Annotated in this window: 17 protein-coding genes and 1 pseudogene; 11 read left to right on the forward strand and 7 right to left on the reverse strand. The window is 64.2% G+C overall.

What is annotated here, in order from left to right; genetic code table 11:
* Nucleotides 1-125 precede the first annotated feature (125 nt).
* The 3 genes from EX20_RS30510 (at nt 126) to EX20_RS30515 (ending at nt 2691) form a co-directional block, all read left to right on the forward strand.
* Nucleotides 126-527, forward strand: coding sequence for a hypothetical protein (locus EX20_RS30510; RefSeq protein ID WP_230948557.1), 402 nt, complete (start codon nt 126-128; stop codon nt 525-527).
* A gap of 193 nt (nt 528-720) precedes the next feature.
* Nucleotides 721-1413 (forward strand): hypothetical protein, encoded by a 693-nt coding sequence (locus EX20_RS09450; RefSeq protein ID WP_131929037.1) that lies wholly within the window; start codon nt 721-723, stop codon nt 1411-1413.
* Nucleotides 1414-1743: 330 nt separating this feature from the next.
* Nucleotides 1744-2691 carry a GlxA family transcriptional regulator gene (locus EX20_RS30515; RefSeq protein WP_072465459.1) on the forward strand — a complete coding sequence of 316 codons (948 nt, stop codon included), beginning with the start codon at nt 1744-1746 and terminating at the stop codon, nt 2689-2691.
* 54 nt (nt 2692-2745) lie between these two features.
* Here the strand turns inward: EX20_RS30515 and EX20_RS09460 are convergent, their stop codons facing one another.
* From EX20_RS09460 to EX20_RS09470, 3 genes are all read right to left on the reverse strand, one after another.
* A complete protein-coding gene (locus EX20_RS09460) occupies nt 2746-3228 on the reverse strand; it encodes a YybH family protein (RefSeq protein WP_034193376.1) in 483 nt (160 codons plus the stop codon).
* Nucleotides 3229-3355: 127 nt separating this feature from the next.
* Nucleotides 3356-4210: a DJ-1/PfpI family protein gene (locus tag EX20_RS09465; protein WP_034193377.1), complete on the reverse strand. Its 855-nt coding sequence runs from the start codon at nt 4208-4210 to the stop codon at nt 3356-3358.
* A 151-nt stretch (nt 4211-4361) separates the two neighbouring features.
* Nucleotides 4362-5108, reverse strand: coding sequence for an SDR family oxidoreductase (locus EX20_RS09470; RefSeq protein ID WP_014724123.1), 747 nt, complete (start codon nt 5106-5108; stop codon nt 4362-4364).
* A gap of 401 nt (nt 5109-5509) precedes the next feature.
* Here EX20_RS09470 and EX20_RS09475 point away from each other — a divergent pair, with 401 nt between their 5' ends.
* The 3 genes from EX20_RS09475 to EX20_RS09485 all read left to right on the forward strand — a co-directional run bounded on the left by EX20_RS09475 (nt 5510) and on the right by EX20_RS09485 (nt 8811).
* Nucleotides 5510-6430 carry a LysR family transcriptional regulator gene (locus EX20_RS09475; RefSeq protein WP_011880969.1) on the forward strand — a complete coding sequence of 307 codons (921 nt, stop codon included), beginning with the start codon at nt 5510-5512 and terminating at the stop codon, nt 6428-6430.
* A 226-nt stretch (nt 6431-6656) separates the two neighbouring features.
* The gene (locus EX20_RS09480; protein WP_011880970.1) at nt 6657-7439 is read left to right on the forward strand and encodes an ABC transporter substrate-binding protein; all 783 of its coding nucleotides are present in this window, start codon (nt 6657-6659) and stop codon (nt 7437-7439) included.
* A gap of 256 nt (nt 7440-7695) precedes the next feature.
* A complete protein-coding gene (locus tag EX20_RS09485) occupies nt 7696-8811 on the forward strand; it encodes a succinylglutamate desuccinylase/aspartoacylase family protein (RefSeq protein ID WP_034193378.1) in 1116 nt (371 codons plus the stop codon).
* 148 nt (nt 8812-8959) lie between these two features.
* On the opposite strand, the gene EX20_RS09490 is transcribed toward EX20_RS09485, so the two are convergent.
* Nucleotides 8960-9766 (reverse strand): MetQ/NlpA family ABC transporter substrate-binding protein, encoded by an 807-nt coding sequence (locus tag EX20_RS09490; RefSeq protein ID WP_034193379.1) that lies wholly within the window; start codon nt 9764-9766, stop codon nt 8960-8962.
* A 302-nt stretch (nt 9767-10068) separates the two neighbouring features.
* Here EX20_RS09490 and EX20_RS09495 point away from each other — a divergent pair, with 302 nt between their 5' ends.
* The 4 genes from EX20_RS09495 to EX20_RS32820 all read left to right on the forward strand — a co-directional run bounded on the left by EX20_RS09495 (nt 10069) and on the right by EX20_RS32820 (nt 12498).
* Nucleotides 10069-11226 (forward strand): porin, encoded by a 1158-nt coding sequence (locus tag EX20_RS09495; RefSeq protein ID WP_011880973.1) that lies wholly within the window; start codon nt 10069-10071, stop codon nt 11224-11226.
* A gap of 219 nt (nt 11227-11445) precedes the next feature.
* Nucleotides 11446-11706, forward strand: coding sequence for a DUF2866 domain-containing protein (locus EX20_RS09500; protein WP_011880974.1), 261 nt, complete (start codon nt 11446-11448; stop codon nt 11704-11706).
* Between the two features lie 109 nt (nt 11707-11815).
* Nucleotides 11816-12199: a DUF6232 family protein gene (locus tag EX20_RS09505; protein WP_011880975.1), complete on the forward strand. Its 384-nt coding sequence runs from the start codon at nt 11816-11818 to the stop codon at nt 12197-12199.
* A 71-nt stretch (nt 12200-12270) separates the two neighbouring features.
* A complete protein-coding gene (locus EX20_RS32820) occupies nt 12271-12498 on the forward strand; it encodes a hypothetical protein (protein ID WP_011880976.1) in 228 nt (75 codons plus the stop codon).
* Between the two features lie 685 nt (nt 12499-13183).
* On the opposite strand, the gene EX20_RS09520 is transcribed toward EX20_RS32820, so the two are convergent.
* Both EX20_RS09520 and EX20_RS09525 read right to left on the reverse strand, forming a co-directional pair.
* Entirely contained in the window at nt 13184-13795 is a 612-nt protein-coding gene (locus EX20_RS09520; protein ID WP_011880977.1) for a trimeric intracellular cation channel family protein, read from the reverse strand.
* A gap of 10 nt (nt 13796-13805) precedes the next feature.
* Nucleotides 13806-14177, reverse strand: coding sequence for a hypothetical protein (locus EX20_RS09525; protein WP_051974420.1), 372 nt, complete (start codon nt 14175-14177; stop codon nt 13806-13808).
* A gap of 213 nt (nt 14178-14390) precedes the next feature.
* On the opposite strand from EX20_RS09525, the pseudogene EX20_RS09530 reads away from it, so the two are divergent.
* Nucleotides 14391-15193: pseudogene (locus EX20_RS09530) on the forward strand (aminoglycoside phosphotransferase family protein).
* Between the two features lie 96 nt (nt 15194-15289).
* Here the strand turns inward: EX20_RS09530 and EX20_RS09535 are convergent.
* Nucleotides 15290-16126 carry a bifunctional allantoicase/(S)-ureidoglycine aminohydrolase gene (locus EX20_RS09535; RefSeq protein ID WP_034193380.1) on the reverse strand — a complete coding sequence of 279 codons (837 nt, stop codon included), beginning with the start codon at nt 16124-16126 and terminating at the stop codon, nt 15290-15292.
* Nucleotides 16127-16660 lie beyond the last annotated feature (534 nt).

Raw genomic sequence — 16660 nt, forward strand, 5'->3', positions numbered from 1 at the left:
GGCCGCCTCGGCTGGCCGCGCCGCCGCCGCGAGCCTCGTATGGTCTACGCCCGCTCCAGGTCGGCTACAGCCGAACGCATCGGGTGCCGCCGACCACGAGCGGCTATTCAGCAGCGGGATCGCGATTGTCCACGATGTCGGTCCGGTATCGGATCATTCGCTACTGGACCTCTAAAGAACGTCGTTTCCAAGCCGATAATCGACATATCGCCGCAATCGATTCCGTATCTACGATGCCGTCAACCTTAATCATCCATCCGATAATGCCGGAGCGGCGCGTGAAGCTCGGTTTCAACTGGTCTGCCCTGATATTCGGCACAATCTGGGCATACTCGGAAGGGTTGGTTGTTCAAGGAGGGCGGATGGCCGCTGTCGATGCTGGCTCCGGTCTTCTCAGTTCCTCCGACCGTCCGGCCCTTTTGATTGCGGCGTTGATACCCTTCGTGGCAAAGAACATCTACAGTGCTCGCAATGGCGCCGTCTGGGTATGTCAGCGATTGCTGAATCAAGGCTACCGAGCGCTTTAGTAGTCGTACATGCGATGTGCGGCGACGAGCACCCTCGACCAGAAGCGGACACTCAAGTTGCCCTATATAACCCACGACGAACGTGGTCGCCATCGCCTGCGACATTAACTCGTTGGGCGCGGACGAAACGAACGGAAAGAAGAACGATTTAATTTAACGCCCCAATCTTGACCATATAGATAGCAAGCGATCGATGAAAAAGAAGAACTACCTATTCCCCCCGCAGCTCCACTGGCTTGGAAATGAGCACGGCTGCCCACCCTTCGATACGCTGAATACAATGCTATATTCAGCCGTGAAAGCTCACCCTAGCAATACCGATAAATCACAAATCATCGGAAAGCTAATGTTAATCGGACGCACCTACTCTGCTTCGGTGGAGCGGAGAAAGACCAAAGGGCTTGGCAAGGATGAAAGACGCGCGCTTGAAGTCGTCATCGAGGCCGCCACTGCTATTGCCGGGTCAAAATGTGCCACGCTATTAGATGCTATCGGATTGGACGACAAGCTCACCCTTGACCGCGTGCCCGAAGCCGCTGCTATTCATCTTGAACTTTGTCAGGCATTGGCGACCGCCAACAATCGCGAAAACAGCAGCCTAGCATCTAAATACCTGCACTTTCATCGGCCAACCTTTTTCCCCATTGTGGACTCGATTGTCCGTGAAGGTTGGTCGTGGGTTATGGACGATTTGGAAGGCAGCTATAAGGGTTGGCGCGACTTCGGAAAAGTCGCTCGCTATAAGGACTGGTGTGCGCGTGTTCTGGAACTCCGCGATTTGATGGAGGACAACCTTCGGCACGCCGTCAGTCTCCGGCAAATCGATAGCTATTTGTTGTCGATAATGTCTGTCGATGGGCAAGGTGGTTTGGGGTTACCACAGTAGACGTCGCGCTCAGTGAGAGACGGCGATCGCAAAGGGCAAGTCCGAGCGGCGCAGGTGGTTCGACCCGGAGCCCCTCGCTGCCGTGCTGTGATCCGCCAAGACTCAGGCTCCGGCAGGGCGTGATAGCGACGCCTGATGCCATCGAGCGTCCGATTCCGCTGAGATTGAACGTTTCTCGTGGGGCGATCTGCGACAGTCACCCGCCGCAGGACGGTAGCCGCCCGACGAGAGCACAAACGACGCCTCTTCCCCACGACGAACCGCACGACGCGATTCGAGGGTTTTCTATAAACTAAGCCCTCCCTTGAATCTTCGACCACCGACTTCGTCATGCATCGAATTGGATTTTTCGTTTGCCGCGGCCATGATGCTCTCGATCTCGGTGGCCCACTTTCCGCCTTTAATCAAGTAGCCACAGCCGCTGGCCATACTCCGTACGATCTCCATGTCGTCTCGCAGTCTGGAGGTCCGGTTCCCGGTAATACGGGCATTGCGATCGAGACAAAGCCGATCGGAAAGCGCACATTCGATACCGTCGTTTTCGTGGGCGGCGATTTAGATCCGATGCAGACACCGGAGAACATCGCAGCTGCCACGAAATTGGCCGCCCGGGCCTCGCGAGTGGCAAGCGTGTGCACAGGAGCGTTTCTGCTGGCGGAAACCGGCTTGCTGGACGGATTGAAAGCAACGACACACTGGCGATACGCTGCTCTATTGCAGTCGCGCTTCCCCCGCACCAGGGTCGAGGGCAATAGCATCTATGTCGTGGACGGCCGTATTTGGACGTCGGCGGGAATCGCCTCCGGAATAGATCTGGCGCTCGGCATGATCGATAGAGATCTGGGTTCGAATGTTGCGCGCGCTGTCTCCAGGCTTTTGGTCGTTCCGTATCGTCGACCAGGCGGGCAGTCCCAGTTTTCCGCCATGTCGCAAATGGAGCCGGAATCGGATCGTATCCGCATCGCCCTGAACTTTGCCCGGGAACATCTGGCTGAAGCGTTACCTGTGGAACGACTCGCCGATGCAGCGAGATTAAGCCTGCGACAGTTCGGACGAGCATTTCGCCGGGAAACGGGTGAAACGCCTGCCAAGGCCGTCGAACGTTTGCGGGTCGAAGCTGCGAGGCTGCGCCTGCAGGAGGGCAGCGAACCGATCGAACAAATTGCTCTGGCGGTAGGGTTCACTGATCCGGAAAGAATGCGGAGGGCCTTCATCAAACTGCATGGCCACCCTCCGCAGGCGATCCGACGCGAGAGCAGATTGAATAAAGCGCGCTGATCGAGCGCCGGCCGGATGGCGCTTGCGGTCGGTGTTTGCCTATATCACCCGCGCTCAACGGCTATCGGATTTCCGGGTAGCGTAATCATTCCAGATATCGCGATGCAATTTCCACGCACCGCCCTCCTTCAGAAAAAGGAGGATCTGCTTGCCACGGTATTTAACGGCTCCAGCATGGTCACGGATTTCCGCATCCGAAACCTCCGTCACGGCCCGGTCGTTACCGTAGAGCTCGTAATTGCTGAACGATACGGTGTCGGGCTTTGCCCCGGCATACTGCTTGGCGAAGTATGCGGCAATCGCGCTGCCACCCGTCACCCTGTTGCCGCCGGGCGGCAGCAGTGCGCCGTCGTGCGTATACAAGCGGCCTATCGCCTCGTAATCCCCTCGCGCAAAGGCATCGGCCCACCGCGCGTTTTCGGTATTGATGGCCGCTTCGATTCGAGGCTGCGGGCCACTGGCAACTGCCGGCACGGCAAAGGCGAAAAAAGCAAAGCAGGCCGCAACGGGGGCGGCAAGACGACGAATCTGTTGCATTTGAGATTTTTCCGATCAGATTTCAAATAGACGGGCCTGCGCCAGATCGCGCAGGTGAGGCAAGCAATGTTGGTTGCGGCTTCATCGAGAGCCGTGCGAGTCCTCGCAGACATTGCCCGCGGGAATTTCAGCGAACGCCCGGGATTCGTGCGAGTCCCTTGGATGCACCGGGCAGTTCTTTGTCGACCATCGCGATGACTTCTTGCCGTGCGTCTCTGGGGTGGCCGGAATGGAACGGCGGAGCGGGATCGTATTCGATTACGAGTTGCGTGAATTCGGCAGCCTGTTGACCGCGCAGCTTCGCCGCGACGCGAAGTGCGAAATCGATGCCGGCCGTCACGCCGCCGCCGCTCATGAAGCGGCCGTTGTCGTCTTCGACGAATCGATCCGGCACGGGGATGGCGCCATATTCGGACAGCTTGTTGACGAACGCCCAATGGCAGGCGCTACGCTTGCCATTGAGAATGCCCGTCGCAGCGAGCACCAACGATCCGTTGCAAACCGAGGTCACATGTTTGGCACTTTGGGCCAAACGCCGGATCTGCGCCTGATACTCGGGCCGCATCGGCGCCGTCAAATCGGAGCCACCGGGCACCAGAATCAGATCGGTTCGCTCGATATCGGCCAGCCGTTCGGTCTTGCCGTACACGACTCCGAATTCGAGCGTCACGTTGCCCCCATTGAGGCTCGCATAGCGAACGTTCGTATTCGGTAATCGGTGGAAAATCTCGCTGGGGCCGGCGAAGTCGAGCAGTGTCCCGCCGTCGTAATTGACAATCAAAATGTCGAGCGGGTCATTCGGAGCGAGTTCTCCTTTGCTGGCTGCCTGCGCAAGAGCAGGCGCGGTATGGCCAAGCAGTGCTCCGCCACCCAGTACGGCGCCGAGCGTGGCGATGCTTCCGAATTTGAGAATATCGCGGCGCGAACGACCGGCTTCGGTGAGTGGCTTCCCGGTGCGATTGTTTTCGCTAGTGTCGGTCAAGATCGTTTCTCCTTGCGCTTCGGCCGCTCCACTTTTGCAACGAGGCTGGGCCGGATTGAACACCACCGCGCGAATAACGCGCAGTGGACATGTGATCAGGTATGGATGAATCGGAAGGTCGTGCCGGGCTCGTGAACCCGAGTGCTCTGGCTTAAAGCTGCGAGGCGCCGCCATCGACAACCAGTTCGCTGCCGACCACGTAGGAGGATTCGTCGCTGGCGAGATAGAGCGCTGCGTAGGCAATGTCCTCTGCCTTTGCCAGACGGCCAACCGGGATGGTCTTCGCGAACTCGCTTTTGAAGTTGCGGACGTCCTCGTCCGACATCCCCCACTTGCTGAGCAGGGGCGTGTCCGTGCCACCGGGCGCGATCGCGTTGAACCGGATCTTGCGATCGAGAAACTCGTAGGACCAACTACGGGCAAGCGATCGCACGGCGGCCTTGGCTGCCGCGGTCAACGATATGCCGTGCTTGCCGGTCTGGGCGACGAACGAGGTGTTGAGGATGACCGAGGCGCCCTCTCGCAACTCCGGCAGCATCGCCTGAAGCGTGTAGACCACGCCCTTGACGTTGATGTCCATGATCTCGTTGTAGAGGTCATCGTCGATGTCATTCACTGCGGACGGGAAAGCCCAGCCAGCGTTGGCGAATACGACATCCAGGCCGCCGAACCGTTCTTTTAACTGGGCGGCAACGGCACGCATGTCGTCGATCGAACGCACATCGGCCCTGAAAACCAATGCATCGTCGCCAAGCTCGGCCTTCACACGCTCGAATGCAGCGACATCGCGACCGGTCACCGCGACCCGAGCGCCTTCTGCAATAAAGAGCTTCGCGGTCGCGAGACCGATTCCGCTAGTGCCGCCGGTAATCAAAGCCGATTTGTTCTTAAGCCTCATTCTCTGTTCCTTTCGTTTGCGCGAAATTGATCAAACCGGGAGCTCAATGGGCAATCGCATTTGTGCTCTTGATCCGGCTTGATTGCTGCGCAAATTATGGAACTGGAGCCGAATGGCTCAAAGGTCGTATAACCCTCACAATACGCCACACGACCCAGCTTGATGAATGACGCATTTCGGCGCTTACTGGCGGGCCGCGCGCAAGGAAGACGCGCTCGCGGCTAACCCTCGGCTCACGAGGCAGCGTGCTCGTACCAGTTGCTGGCTAAAACGGATGAATCACGGGCCTCGATGAAGTAACGGCGAGCAAACGAAGCCACCCCCGCGCTACCCTATCGATCCCCGCGTCAACGCCACCGCGCCACCGCGCCGCCGCGCCGCCGCCAGCCTCGAACCGATCGATGACCCGCATCCGCAACCACCTGAACACCGCGCAGCTCCACGCGTTCGTCTGCGTCGCGCATCACAAGAGCCTGCGCGCCGCCGCGCGCGAGCTCGGCGTCACGCAGCCCGCCATCACGCATACGATCCGCGAACTCGAAACCGCGCTGAACGCCGAGCTGCTCGTGCGCAGCGTGCGCGGCGTCGACCTGACCGCGTGCGGCCATGCGCTGCTGCCGCGCGCCGAGCAGCTGCTCGGCGACATGCGCCGCACCGTCGAAGCCGTCGAGCAGGTAAAAGGCGAGATGTCGGGCCGCGTCGCCGTCGGCACGATGCCGTCGATCGCGCTGACCGCGCTGCCGCACGCGGTCACCGCGTTCCGCCGCGCGATGCCGAACGTCAGCCTTCATCTCGAGGAAGTGACGGTGCCCGACGCGCTCGCGCAGCTGCACAACGGCACGCTCGACATCGCTGCGATGCACCATGTGCCCGCGCTCGACCGCGAATTCACGCAGACGCCGCTGCTGTCCACCGAGTTCACCGTGGTGATGCGCGACGGCCACCCGCTCGCGCACGCGCGCCGTTTAGAGGATTTACTCGACGCGGAATGGATCGTCACCGTCGGCGCCGAGCAGTTCCCGCACAGCGTGATGATGGCGATGTTCGAGGCGCGCGGCCTGCCGCTGCCGAAGCGCCTGCTGCGTTCGCCGATGTCGTTCGCGGTGACGCTCGGCCTGGTCGCACGCTCCGACGTGATCGGCTGCTTCACGCGCCCGCTGGCCGCCATGGTCGCGCCGCTCGGCATCCGCACGGCCGATCTCGACGAAACCATGCCGCGCTTCGACCTGTCGATCATCGCCCGCCGCGACCTGCTGCCGACGCCCGCCGTGTCGCAATTCGTCACATGCCTGCAGCGCGCGGTCAACGAAACGCTAGGCTGAATCGTTCCTTGCTTTGAAACGGCCGCATCGCGCGAGCGCGGCCGTCCGGGCCGGTATCGGGGCATGTCCTAGGCGCCCTGCCGGTATTTTGTCTTGATAATCTTGCGCACGTCGCGCGCCCGCATCGGGCATGCGAAACGGACCGTCCGACGCGAAGCCGCGCCGGGGCGAACGCTTACGGCGCGGCACAACCGCGCACCCATCGAACAAAACGAGGAGTCACCGAGTGAAAAAGATTCTTGCGGCTGTGACCGTGGCCCTGCTGGCCGTATCGGCCGGCACTGCATACGCGAAGGACTGGTCGACCGTACGCTTCGGCGTCGACGCAAGCTACCCGCCTTTCGAATCGAAAGGCGCCGACGGCAAGGTGGTCGGCTTCGACGTCGACCTCGGCAACGAGATCTGCCGCCGCATCGCCGCGAAATGCGTGTGGATCGAGAACGACTTCGACGGGATGATCCCGGCGCTGAAGGCCCGCAAGTTCGACGGCGTGCTGTCGTCGATGTCGATGACCCCGGCCCGCGAAGAACAGATCGCCTTCTCGGCGAAGCTGTTCAACACGCCGACGCGCCTCGTCACGAAGAAGGGCGCGGGCCTGCTGCCGACGGCCGAATCGCTGAAGGGCAAGACGATCGGCGTCGAGCAAGGCACGATCCAGGAAACCTACGCGAAGACGTACTGGGCGCCGAAGGGCGTCACCGTCGTCCCGTACCAGAACCAGGACCAGGTCTACGCCGACCTGATCTCGGGCCGCCTGAACGGCGCACTGCAGGACGCCGTGCAAGCCGAGATCGGCTTCCTGAAGACGCCGCGCGGCGCCGGCTTCGATTTCGCAGGCAAGGACCTCGACGATCCGAAGACGCTCGGCAACGGCGCGGGCATCGGCCTGCGCAAGGAAGACACCGACCTGAAGACGAAGATCGACGGCGCGATCGCCGCGATGCGCAAGGACGGCACGTACGACAAGATTGCGAAGAAGTACTTCGATTTCGACGTGTACGGCAAGTAACAGCGCGCAACGCGCGCTTTGCAGCCGCACTAACGGGCTCCGCAAGGAGCCCGTTTTTTTTGCGCCGGCGCGGCGCAAGGCTGCGCGAACGCTCGCGCGGGACGCGCCCCGCGGGCGATTGTTTTCGCGCCAAGCCGATGATTCGCAACGGAAAACGCGATACCGCCGACGCGGTTTGATAGCTTCGCGCAAGGCAACGTACAATCGACCTTCCACGCATACCGGATCATTCGCGGCTGCGCCGCCTTCCCCCATCATGCAAACGCAGACCCATCCGCTGATTTCCCCCGCCATCGGCACCGAACGTCAGATCACGAGCTTCCACTACGGCCCGCGCGGCGGCAAGAAGGTCTACATCCAGTCGTCGCTGCATGCGGACGAACTGCCCGGCATGCTGGTCGCCACGCTGCTGCGCCGCAAGATCGCCGCGCTCGAGACGGCGGGCAAGCTGCGCGGCGAAGTCGTGATCGTGCCGGTGCCGAACCCGATCGGCCTCGCGCAACACGTGTTCGGCGATCACCTGGGCCGCTTCGAGCTCGGCTCGATGCAGAACTTCAACCGCAATTTCCACGATCTCGCCGCGCTCGTGCTGCCGCGCATCGAAGGCCGGCTGACGGGCGACGCGCAGCGCAACGTCGCCGCGGTGCGCACCGCGATGCGCGAAGCGCTCGACGAGCAGAAGCCGCGCACCGAGCTGGAGTCGCAGCGGCTCGCGCTGCAGAAGCTGTCGTTCGACGCCGACATCGTGCTCGACCTGCACTGCGACAACGACGCGGTCATGCACCTGTACACGAACCCCGACCTCTGGCAGGACGTCGAGCCGCTGGCGCGCTATCTGAATGCGCAGGCGTCGCTGCTGGCGCTGAATTCGGTCGGCAATCCGTTCGATGAAATCCACAGCTTCTGCTGGTCGGATCTGCGCGACCGGTTCGGCGATCGCTTCCCGATCCCGAACGGCGCGATCTCGGTCACGGTCGAGTTGCGCAGCGAACGCGACGTGTCGTACGAGTTGGCCGAGCATGACGCGCAAGCGATCGTCGACTATCTGACCGAACGCGACTTGATCGACGGCACGCCGGCGCCGCTGCCGCCGCTCGCGCACCCGGCCACGCCGCTCGCGGGCACCGATCCGCTGGTCGCGCCGGTGTCGGGCGTGATCGTGTTCCGCACACCGGTCGGCGCGTGGATCGAGGCCGGCCAGGAAGTGGCCGACATCGTCGATCCGCTGACCGATCGCGTGATCACGCTGAAGAGCAGCGTGTCGGGCGTGCTGTACGCGCGGCAGGTCGTGCGGTTCGCCACCGCCGGAATGGAAGTCGCGCGCATCGCCGGCGCGACGCCGATCCGCAGCGGCTCGCTGCTGTCTGCCTGAGCGAACGGCCCGCGGCGCTATCGCCGCGTGCATCAACGAAATCGCCCGCTTGCGCGGGCGATTTGCTTTTCGGCTCAGGGGAATGCGACCGATGCGCCGGCGCAGCGGCCGGGCAGCGGCCCGGCAGCGGCCGACGTGCTGTCGACGCTCAGAACGCCGGCACGATCGCGCCGCCGAAGGTCCGGTCGATGAACTTGCGCACGTCGTCCGATTCATAGGCCGCGACGAGCTTCTTCACCCACGGCTTGTCCTTGTCCTGCGCGCGCACCGCGATCAGGTTCGCATACGGGCCGCGCAGGTCCTCGATCGCGATCGCGTCCTTCACCGGCGTGAGCCCGGCCTTCACTGCATAGTCGGTGTTGATCGACGCGGCATCGAGGTCGGGCAGCGCGCGCGGCAGTTGCGCGGCATCGAGCTCGACGATCCTGATTTTCTTCGGATTCTCGGCGACGTCGAGCGGCGTCGCGTTGACGCCGTTCGTGCCGACGCCCGGCTTCAGCTTGATCACCCCGTACTTCTGCAGCAACAGCAACGCGCGGTTGCCGTTCGACGGATCGTTCTGGATGCCGACCTTCCCACCTGCCGGCAAGTCCTTCAGCGCTTTCAGCTTCTTCGAATAGAAGCCCATCGGCGCGGTGTAGGTGAGCCCGACGTTGACGATCCGGTAGCCGCGCTGCTTGATCTGGCTGTCGAGAAACGGCTGGTGCTGGAAGCCGTTCGCGTCGAGGTCGCCGGCGTCGAGCGCCGCGTTCGGCTGCACGTAGTCGTTGAACTCGATCACCTTGATCGCGAGGCCCTCGCGTGCGGCGACTTTGGTCACCTCGCTCCAGATCTGCGCATCGGGGCCGCTCATCGTGCCGATCTTCAAGGTCTGCGAATCGGCGTGCGCGCCGGATGAGGCAAAGGCCAGCGCCGCGGCAAGCGCGCCGAGGCCGGTCAGGATCGAACGTCGCATGGTGTGCTCTTGTCCCGTTTCGTGATGGAGCGCGCATCGTGGCACGCCCGCTCAGCGGCACCAACCAAGCTTATTTCATGTGCATATTCCGGACAGCGATGGAATGACGCGCGCGTTCGGCATAACCCGTGGCGCGATCGCGCGGGAGCGACTGTGGCATCAGAACCACATATTCGTCAGATGACAACGCTGTCACATTCATTAAGTGGTCCGTCGATAAAGTTGCCGCCGGTCCGTGAGAGCGCCCATAGAGAGCGCCGGAGCCGCAACTGTAAAAGCCCTTTACTCGCTCGGAGAATCCTTTGAACAAGAAACTGTTGACCATCGCCATCCTGGCAGCAACGGCCGGTACCGCCCACGCGCAAAGCAGCGTCACGCTGTACGGCGTGATCGACGCCGGCATCAGCTACGTGAACCACAGCACCAAGAGCTCGACCGCGGCCGGCAGCAAGCTGTTCAAGTTCGACGACGGCATCGCGCAAGGCAGCCGCTGGGGCCTGCGCGGTACGGAAGACCTGGGCGGCGGCCTGAAGGCGATCTTCGTGCTCGAAAACGGCTTCAGCGTCGGCACCGGCGCGGCCGGTCAGGGCGGCGCGATGTTCGGCCGCCAGGCTTACGTCGGTCTGAGCCAGACGCAGTACGGCACGCTGACGTTCGGCCGTCAGTATTCGTTCTCGACCGACATCCTCGGCTCGTCCTACTCGACGGGCGGCAACACGGTCGCGGGCAACTACGCATACCACGTCAACGACGTCGACCAGCTCACGTCGAGCCGCATCAACAACGCCGTGAAGTTCCAGAGTGCGAACTACTCGGGCTTCACGTTCGGCGCGTTGTACGGCTTCTCGAACTCGACCGACTTCGCGGGCGCACCGGGCACGGGCACCACGAACACGGGCGGCTCGTCGCGTGCCTACAGCTTCGGCATGAACTATGCGAACGGCCCGTTCGCGATCGGTGCGGCGTACACGGACATCCGTTACCCGAGCCAGTCGGCGCCGGCGTTCTCGACGACGATCGCGAACCTCGCGCTGTCGAACATCCGCGACCTGCGCACCTACGGCGTGGGCGGCCGCTACGTGTGGGGCCCGGCAACGGCATGGCTGCTGTGGACGCGTACGCAGTTCTCGACGATCTCGGGCGCGGGCGGCACGTTCTTCAACGCATATGAAGGCGGCCTGAAGTATGCATTCACGCCGGCGCTGTCGGCAGCGGCGGGCTATACGTACACGAACGCGACGCGCAACGGCGGCTCGGCTCACTGGAACCAGGGCAACCTCGCGCTCGACTACGCGCTCAGCAAGCGTACGGACGTGTATGGCCTGGTGATCTACCAGGACGCGTCGGGCGACGGCGCGCAAGCGGCGATCGGCTCGAGCACGAGCAGCTACTTCGGCACGTCGGGCACGAACTCGCAGAACCAGCTCGCGGTGCGCGTCGGTATCCGCCACAAGTTCTAAGGCACCCGGCCGACGGTCCGCGCGGTTCGCGGACCCCGCCGGCAAGCAGCGCCCCGCGTGCGGGGCGCTTTTTTATGCGCTTTTAAGTTTCGCTTAATTCTGGGCTGAGAGGATGCTCTCACCCCCCCTGTTGGCCGCCTGAGCATCGGCGGCTTCTTTTTTTTGAGAACCACTACGGCACCGCCAGCAACTGCTCACAAGACAGGATCGGAGGCCATGATGATCGAAGATACCGTTTTCAGCCATCTGCACGCGATTCTGACGCGCCAGCATTCGCTCCCGGTCCAGAGCTGCCGCGTGTCGGTGGAAATGCTGCGGCCGTGGGGTCGCCCGTACCGGCTCGTCGAATGGACGATGCACCTCGACGCGCCCGCGCGGCGCCAGATCGTGCCGGCCGAATCGACCGACGAACAGATCGCCGAAGTCGTCGCGTCGCACGTGCCGGGCCGCCTGTACGGCGACGGCCGGCTGCAGTTCTGACGCCCGCCGAGGCCGGTTGCGCCGCGCGCTTGGGTCGTGCGGCACTCGGTCCCGTTTGACGGGGCAGCGAAGTCTGCTACGCTGCGCGTTTTCGTCCACGCAACACACGATGGAAAACGCATTCAACGAACGCGGCGTGACGATCACGCGCAACGGCCTGTCGGCCGCCGGGCAGGTCTTTCCGCTGCGTGACATTCGCAACGTCGACGTCGTCAAGATTCCGAAAAATCGTCTCGTACCGTGGCTGATCTCGCTGATCGGCGCGGCCGTCGCCGTGGCCGGCGGTATCGGCGCATCGAGCGCCGCGCTGGTGGTCGGCGTGATGCTGGTCGTGGTCGGCTATCTCGCCTGGACCACGCAGGACGTCACGTACCGGCTGATGGTCGAGACGCCCGACGGCAAGCGCGAAGCGCTGTCGAGCGTCGATGTCGAATTCGTCGAGCGCGTCGCCCGCACGGTGCGCGACGCACGCGCCGCCACGGCCGCCGGCTGATTTCCGTTGGGCGCGCCGAGCGCCTACTATGAAACGAGCGGCACGCCGCCGCATCGTTCGAGGAGGTCGGCATGAACGCCCAATCGCTGTCCGGCATGTTGCGCGCGCAGGAGCTGCTGCTCGTGTCGATGATCCGCGCGCTGCCGCCGGATACACGCAGCGCCGTCGTCGATCTCTATGCGGAGCAGCTCGCGTTCGCCGAGCAAGGCGGGTTCGAAGGTCATGGGGATCGTGCGACGCACGAGGCGTTCATCGCGCATGCGCGCAACCTGTTGATTCGGATCGAATCGTTGGCGTAGTGGGGCGGGCGGATGGTGGGGCAGGCTTCGTGCGGGGCGGTTGGGCCGTGGGGGCGGGTTCGCCCGGTTCGCCCGGTTCGCCCGGTTCGCCCGGTTCGCCCGGTTCGCCCGGTTCGCCTCGTTCGCCTCGTTCGCCTCGTTCGCCTCGTTCGCCTCGTTCGCCTCGTTCGCCTCGTTCGCCTCGTTCGCCTCGTTCGCCTCGTTCGCCTCGTTCGCCTCGTTCGCCTCGTTCGCCTCGTTCGCCTCGTTCGCCTCGTTCGCCTCGTTCGCCTCGTTCTCCCCGTTCTCCCCGTTCTCCCGGTTTGCCGGCCCCCGGTCCGCCGGGTTGCCGGGTTGCCGGGTTGCCGGGTTGCCGGGTTGCCGGGTTGCCGGGTTGCCGGGTTGCCGGGTTGCCGGGTTGCCGGGTTGCCGGTGCGAGCCAAGCGAACCCCGCCGCCTATGCAGCACGCCGGCGAATCGGCCGTTTTCCGTCCATTTGTCGTGAACGCTCCTCATCTGTAGCGATGTAGGCCATCGTTCGCCGCCTGTTGCGTCGATGACCGCATGTCCAGGGCGCTCGCCATGCCCTCCCCGTATTCAGGCTCCGGCGTGTAATCGGCACGACCGGCACCACCAGCGCGCCGCATCTCCGCATGTCAGCCCCGCTGCCCGAGCAGCGCGCCAAGGTTCGCGCCGGCACGATTGCTCAGCGCTCGACATCCGCGACGGCGAAAGTCCGCAATTTCCATCCGAGTCGCACGGCGAGCATCCGCGTCGCGAAGCCTGCCACGAGCGCGACGATCGTCGCCGGCCCCGCGCCGATACCCAGATACTGCATGCCGACGTACAACCCGCCCGTGAACAATGCGACGCTCGCGTACAGTTCGTCGCGCAGGACCAGCGGCATCTCGTTGCACAGCAGGTCGCGCAGCATCCCGCCGCACACGCCGGTGATCGCACCTGCCAGCACGACGATGATCGGCGCCGCGCCGGTCGACGCGCCGATGTCGCAGCCGATGATCGTGAACGCCGCGAGGCCGATCGCGTCGACGGTCACGAACAGCGTCTTCATCCGTGACAGGTGCCGCGCAGCCCACGACGCGGCGGTCGCGGCCGCGAGCGTGATCAGCAGATAGGCCGGATGCGCGATCCAGCCGAGCGGATAGTGTCCGAGCAGCACATCGCGCACGGTGCCGCCGCCGAGCGCCGTCACCGCGCCGACCAGCGCGAGGCCGAACCGGTCCATCCCGCGCCGCATGCCCATCAGCGCGCCCGACATCGCTTCCGCAACGATCGCAATCAGATATAGCGTATGCATCGTGCGCGCCTCAGCTTTCGATACGAAACAGGCCGCGCACACGCGCGCGCCCGGCTGCGTCGATCGCGGGCAGCGGCGTTGCCGGCTTGCGTTGCGCGTGGCGCTCGATGGTTCCCGAAGCGCCGAGCGCGACGACGCGGCGGATCAAAGGCGCGAAGTCGTCGCTGCGCGTACTGCGCGCGGATCGCGCATGTGCGAAATCGCGTCGGCCGACGCGCGCCACGTACGGCGGCTTCACGGCCACCGATAGGGTTCCGTCGTCGGTAGTCTTCATGTAGTCGGGCGAGACGGTCACCGCGAGCGGGATGCGCCGAACACAGCGGCGCGGCAATGCCGCACACACGGGTGGTCGCGACGATGGGTCGGCGGTGCGATGGATCATGCAGGCTCCTGATTCGATGTGGCGACCGCGCGCGCCGCAGCGGCGTTCGTCGATTGCGAAACGCGCGCATTGTCGAAGGGATGCCGCGATACCGGAACATTCTTTAGCCAAACTTTGACTGGCTAAATTTTATTTAGGAAAGGCCGATGCACGGGCCTCAGCCCCGGGCGCCGCGCCCTGCGCGCGGGCGGCTTCGCCTGTACCATCGTCTGCATGTTCGACACTTATCTGCGCCGATGGGATCTCGTTCCCGACGGCGGCCCGATCCTCAGCGCGAGCGGCGGCGTGCTGCCGGTCACCCGGCATGCGCAGCCCGCGATGCTGAAGGTCGCGACCTGCGACGAAGAGCGGCGCGGCAACGCGCTGATGACGTGGTGGAACGGCAACGGCGCCGCGCGGGTATGGCTGCACGATCGCGACGCGGTGCTGCTCGAACGCGCATGCGCGACGCCGACGCTGGGCGAGCTGTCGGCCGCCGGCCATGACGACGATGCGATCCGCATCGCGTGCGACGCCGTCGCGCGGCTGCATGCGCATCGCGCGCCGCAGCCGCCCGCGACGGTGCCGCTGCGCAACTGGTTCCACGCATTGCTCGCGCACGCGCGCGACGACGGCCACGACGAAGTGCTGCGCGTGTCGGCCGAGATAGCCCAGCGGCTGCTGGCCGCCCCCGTCGACGAAGCCGTGCTGCACGGCGACATCCATCACGGCAACGTGCTGAACTTCGGCGATCGCGGCTGGCTCGCGATCGACCCGAAGGGCCTGCACGGCGAGCGCGCATTCGACTATGCGAACCTGTTCTGCAATCCCGCGCACGACCTCGCGGTCGATCGCGCGCGCTTCGAGCGCCGTGTGGCGCTCGTCGCCGACGCCGCCAGATCGACCGGCAACGGCTGTTGCAATGGATCGTCGCGTGGGCCGGGCTGTCCGCGGTGTGGTCGATCGACGACGGACGGACGGCCGATACGCCGCTGCAGGTCGCGATGCTGGCCGCGCGTTCGCTCGGGCTGAAGTAGCACGGGGCGTCGCGCGGCCACGCGACGCACACGCCCCGTATCACCCAAAAAGACGCCGGCATGCGCCGGCGTTTCCTCCGATCCAACGCGCGATGCTCAGCGCGCGGGATTCAGCGTCAGGTTCATGTGGCGGTTCACGTCCTTGTACAGCAGATAGCGGAAGCGGCCGGGCCCGCCCGAATAGCACGCCTGCGGGCAGAACGCGCGCAGCCACATGAAGTCGCCCGCCTCCACCTCGACCCAGTCCTGGTTCAGGCGATAGACGGCCTTGCCTTCGAGCACGTACAAACCGTGCTCCATCACGTGCGTCTCGGCGAACGGAATCACGCCGCCCGGCTCGAACGTCACGATGTTCACGTGCATGTCGTGACGCATGTCGCTCATGTCGACGAAACGCGTCGTCACCCATGCGCCGTTGGTGCCCGGCATCGGAATCGGCTCGACCTCCTGCTCGTTGGTCACGAACGCGTCCGGCAGTGCGATGCCGTCGACGGCCTGATAGTGCTTGCGAATCCAGTGGAAACGCACCGCGGCATCGCTGACGTTGTGCAGCGTCCAGTCGGCGCCCGGCGGAATGAACGCATAGCCGCCCGGCTTCAGCGTGTGCTGCTTGCCCTGCAGCGTCAGCTCGGCCTCGCCCTCGACGACGAACAGCACGGCTTCGGCGTTGCGGTCCTGCTCGGGCTTGTCGCTGCCGCCGCCCGGATTCACTTCGACGATGTACTGCGAGAAGGTCTCGGCGAAACCCGACAGCGGGCGCGCGATCACCCACAGGCGCGTGTGGGTCCAGAACGGCAGCCAGCTCGTCACGATGTCGCGCATCACTCCCTTCGGAATGACCGCGTACGCCTCGGTGAACATCGCGCGATCGGTCAGCAGATCGGTCTGCGGCGGGTGGCCGCCGTGCGGCGCGTAATACGTAGTCTTCGACATAAGGCATCCAGGCAATGGGTTGGTCCGACGTCCGCTGCGCAACGCGGCCGCGTCGCACGACAGCGCCTTCGTTCGGTCGGACAGGCTTCGCGACGGGGCCGTGCGCGGATCCGGGCGCGCGCCGATGCTTGCCGCTCCGCACACGCTCGGCGTCACGCGGGACGGGATCGGGACGGCAACGCTCGATTCCGTACGCGGGCAGCGCTGACGATAGCGAAGTCGATTGCGATCGACCAATTAAATGTTGCGATGCCTTTCATTCGATTCCGCACTACCGGTGCCGAGGCTCGGCGAGCGCGAGTTGTGCGCGTCGGGGGGAATCGTGACGGTGTCGGCGGACATCGGGCTCTGTGCCGAGCAGCTGCATGGATCTACGCGCGTATGCCGAACGGCTACAAGGGAACGTAGCGCGCGATGTCGTCGAAGAGGAGAAGGTACGGCAGGAGGGAATGCGCCGGCCAATCGAGCGTTGGCGGGGAAGGACTGCGGAGGAACGACAAGACTGCAGGTTTCGTCGGCGACGGCGGCCTCTGC

The organism is Burkholderia sp. WP42, assembly GCF_000745665.1.
In the GTDB taxonomy this organism is placed as follows: domain Bacteria; phylum Pseudomonadota; class Gammaproteobacteria; order Burkholderiales; family Burkholderiaceae; genus Burkholderia; species Burkholderia vietnamiensis.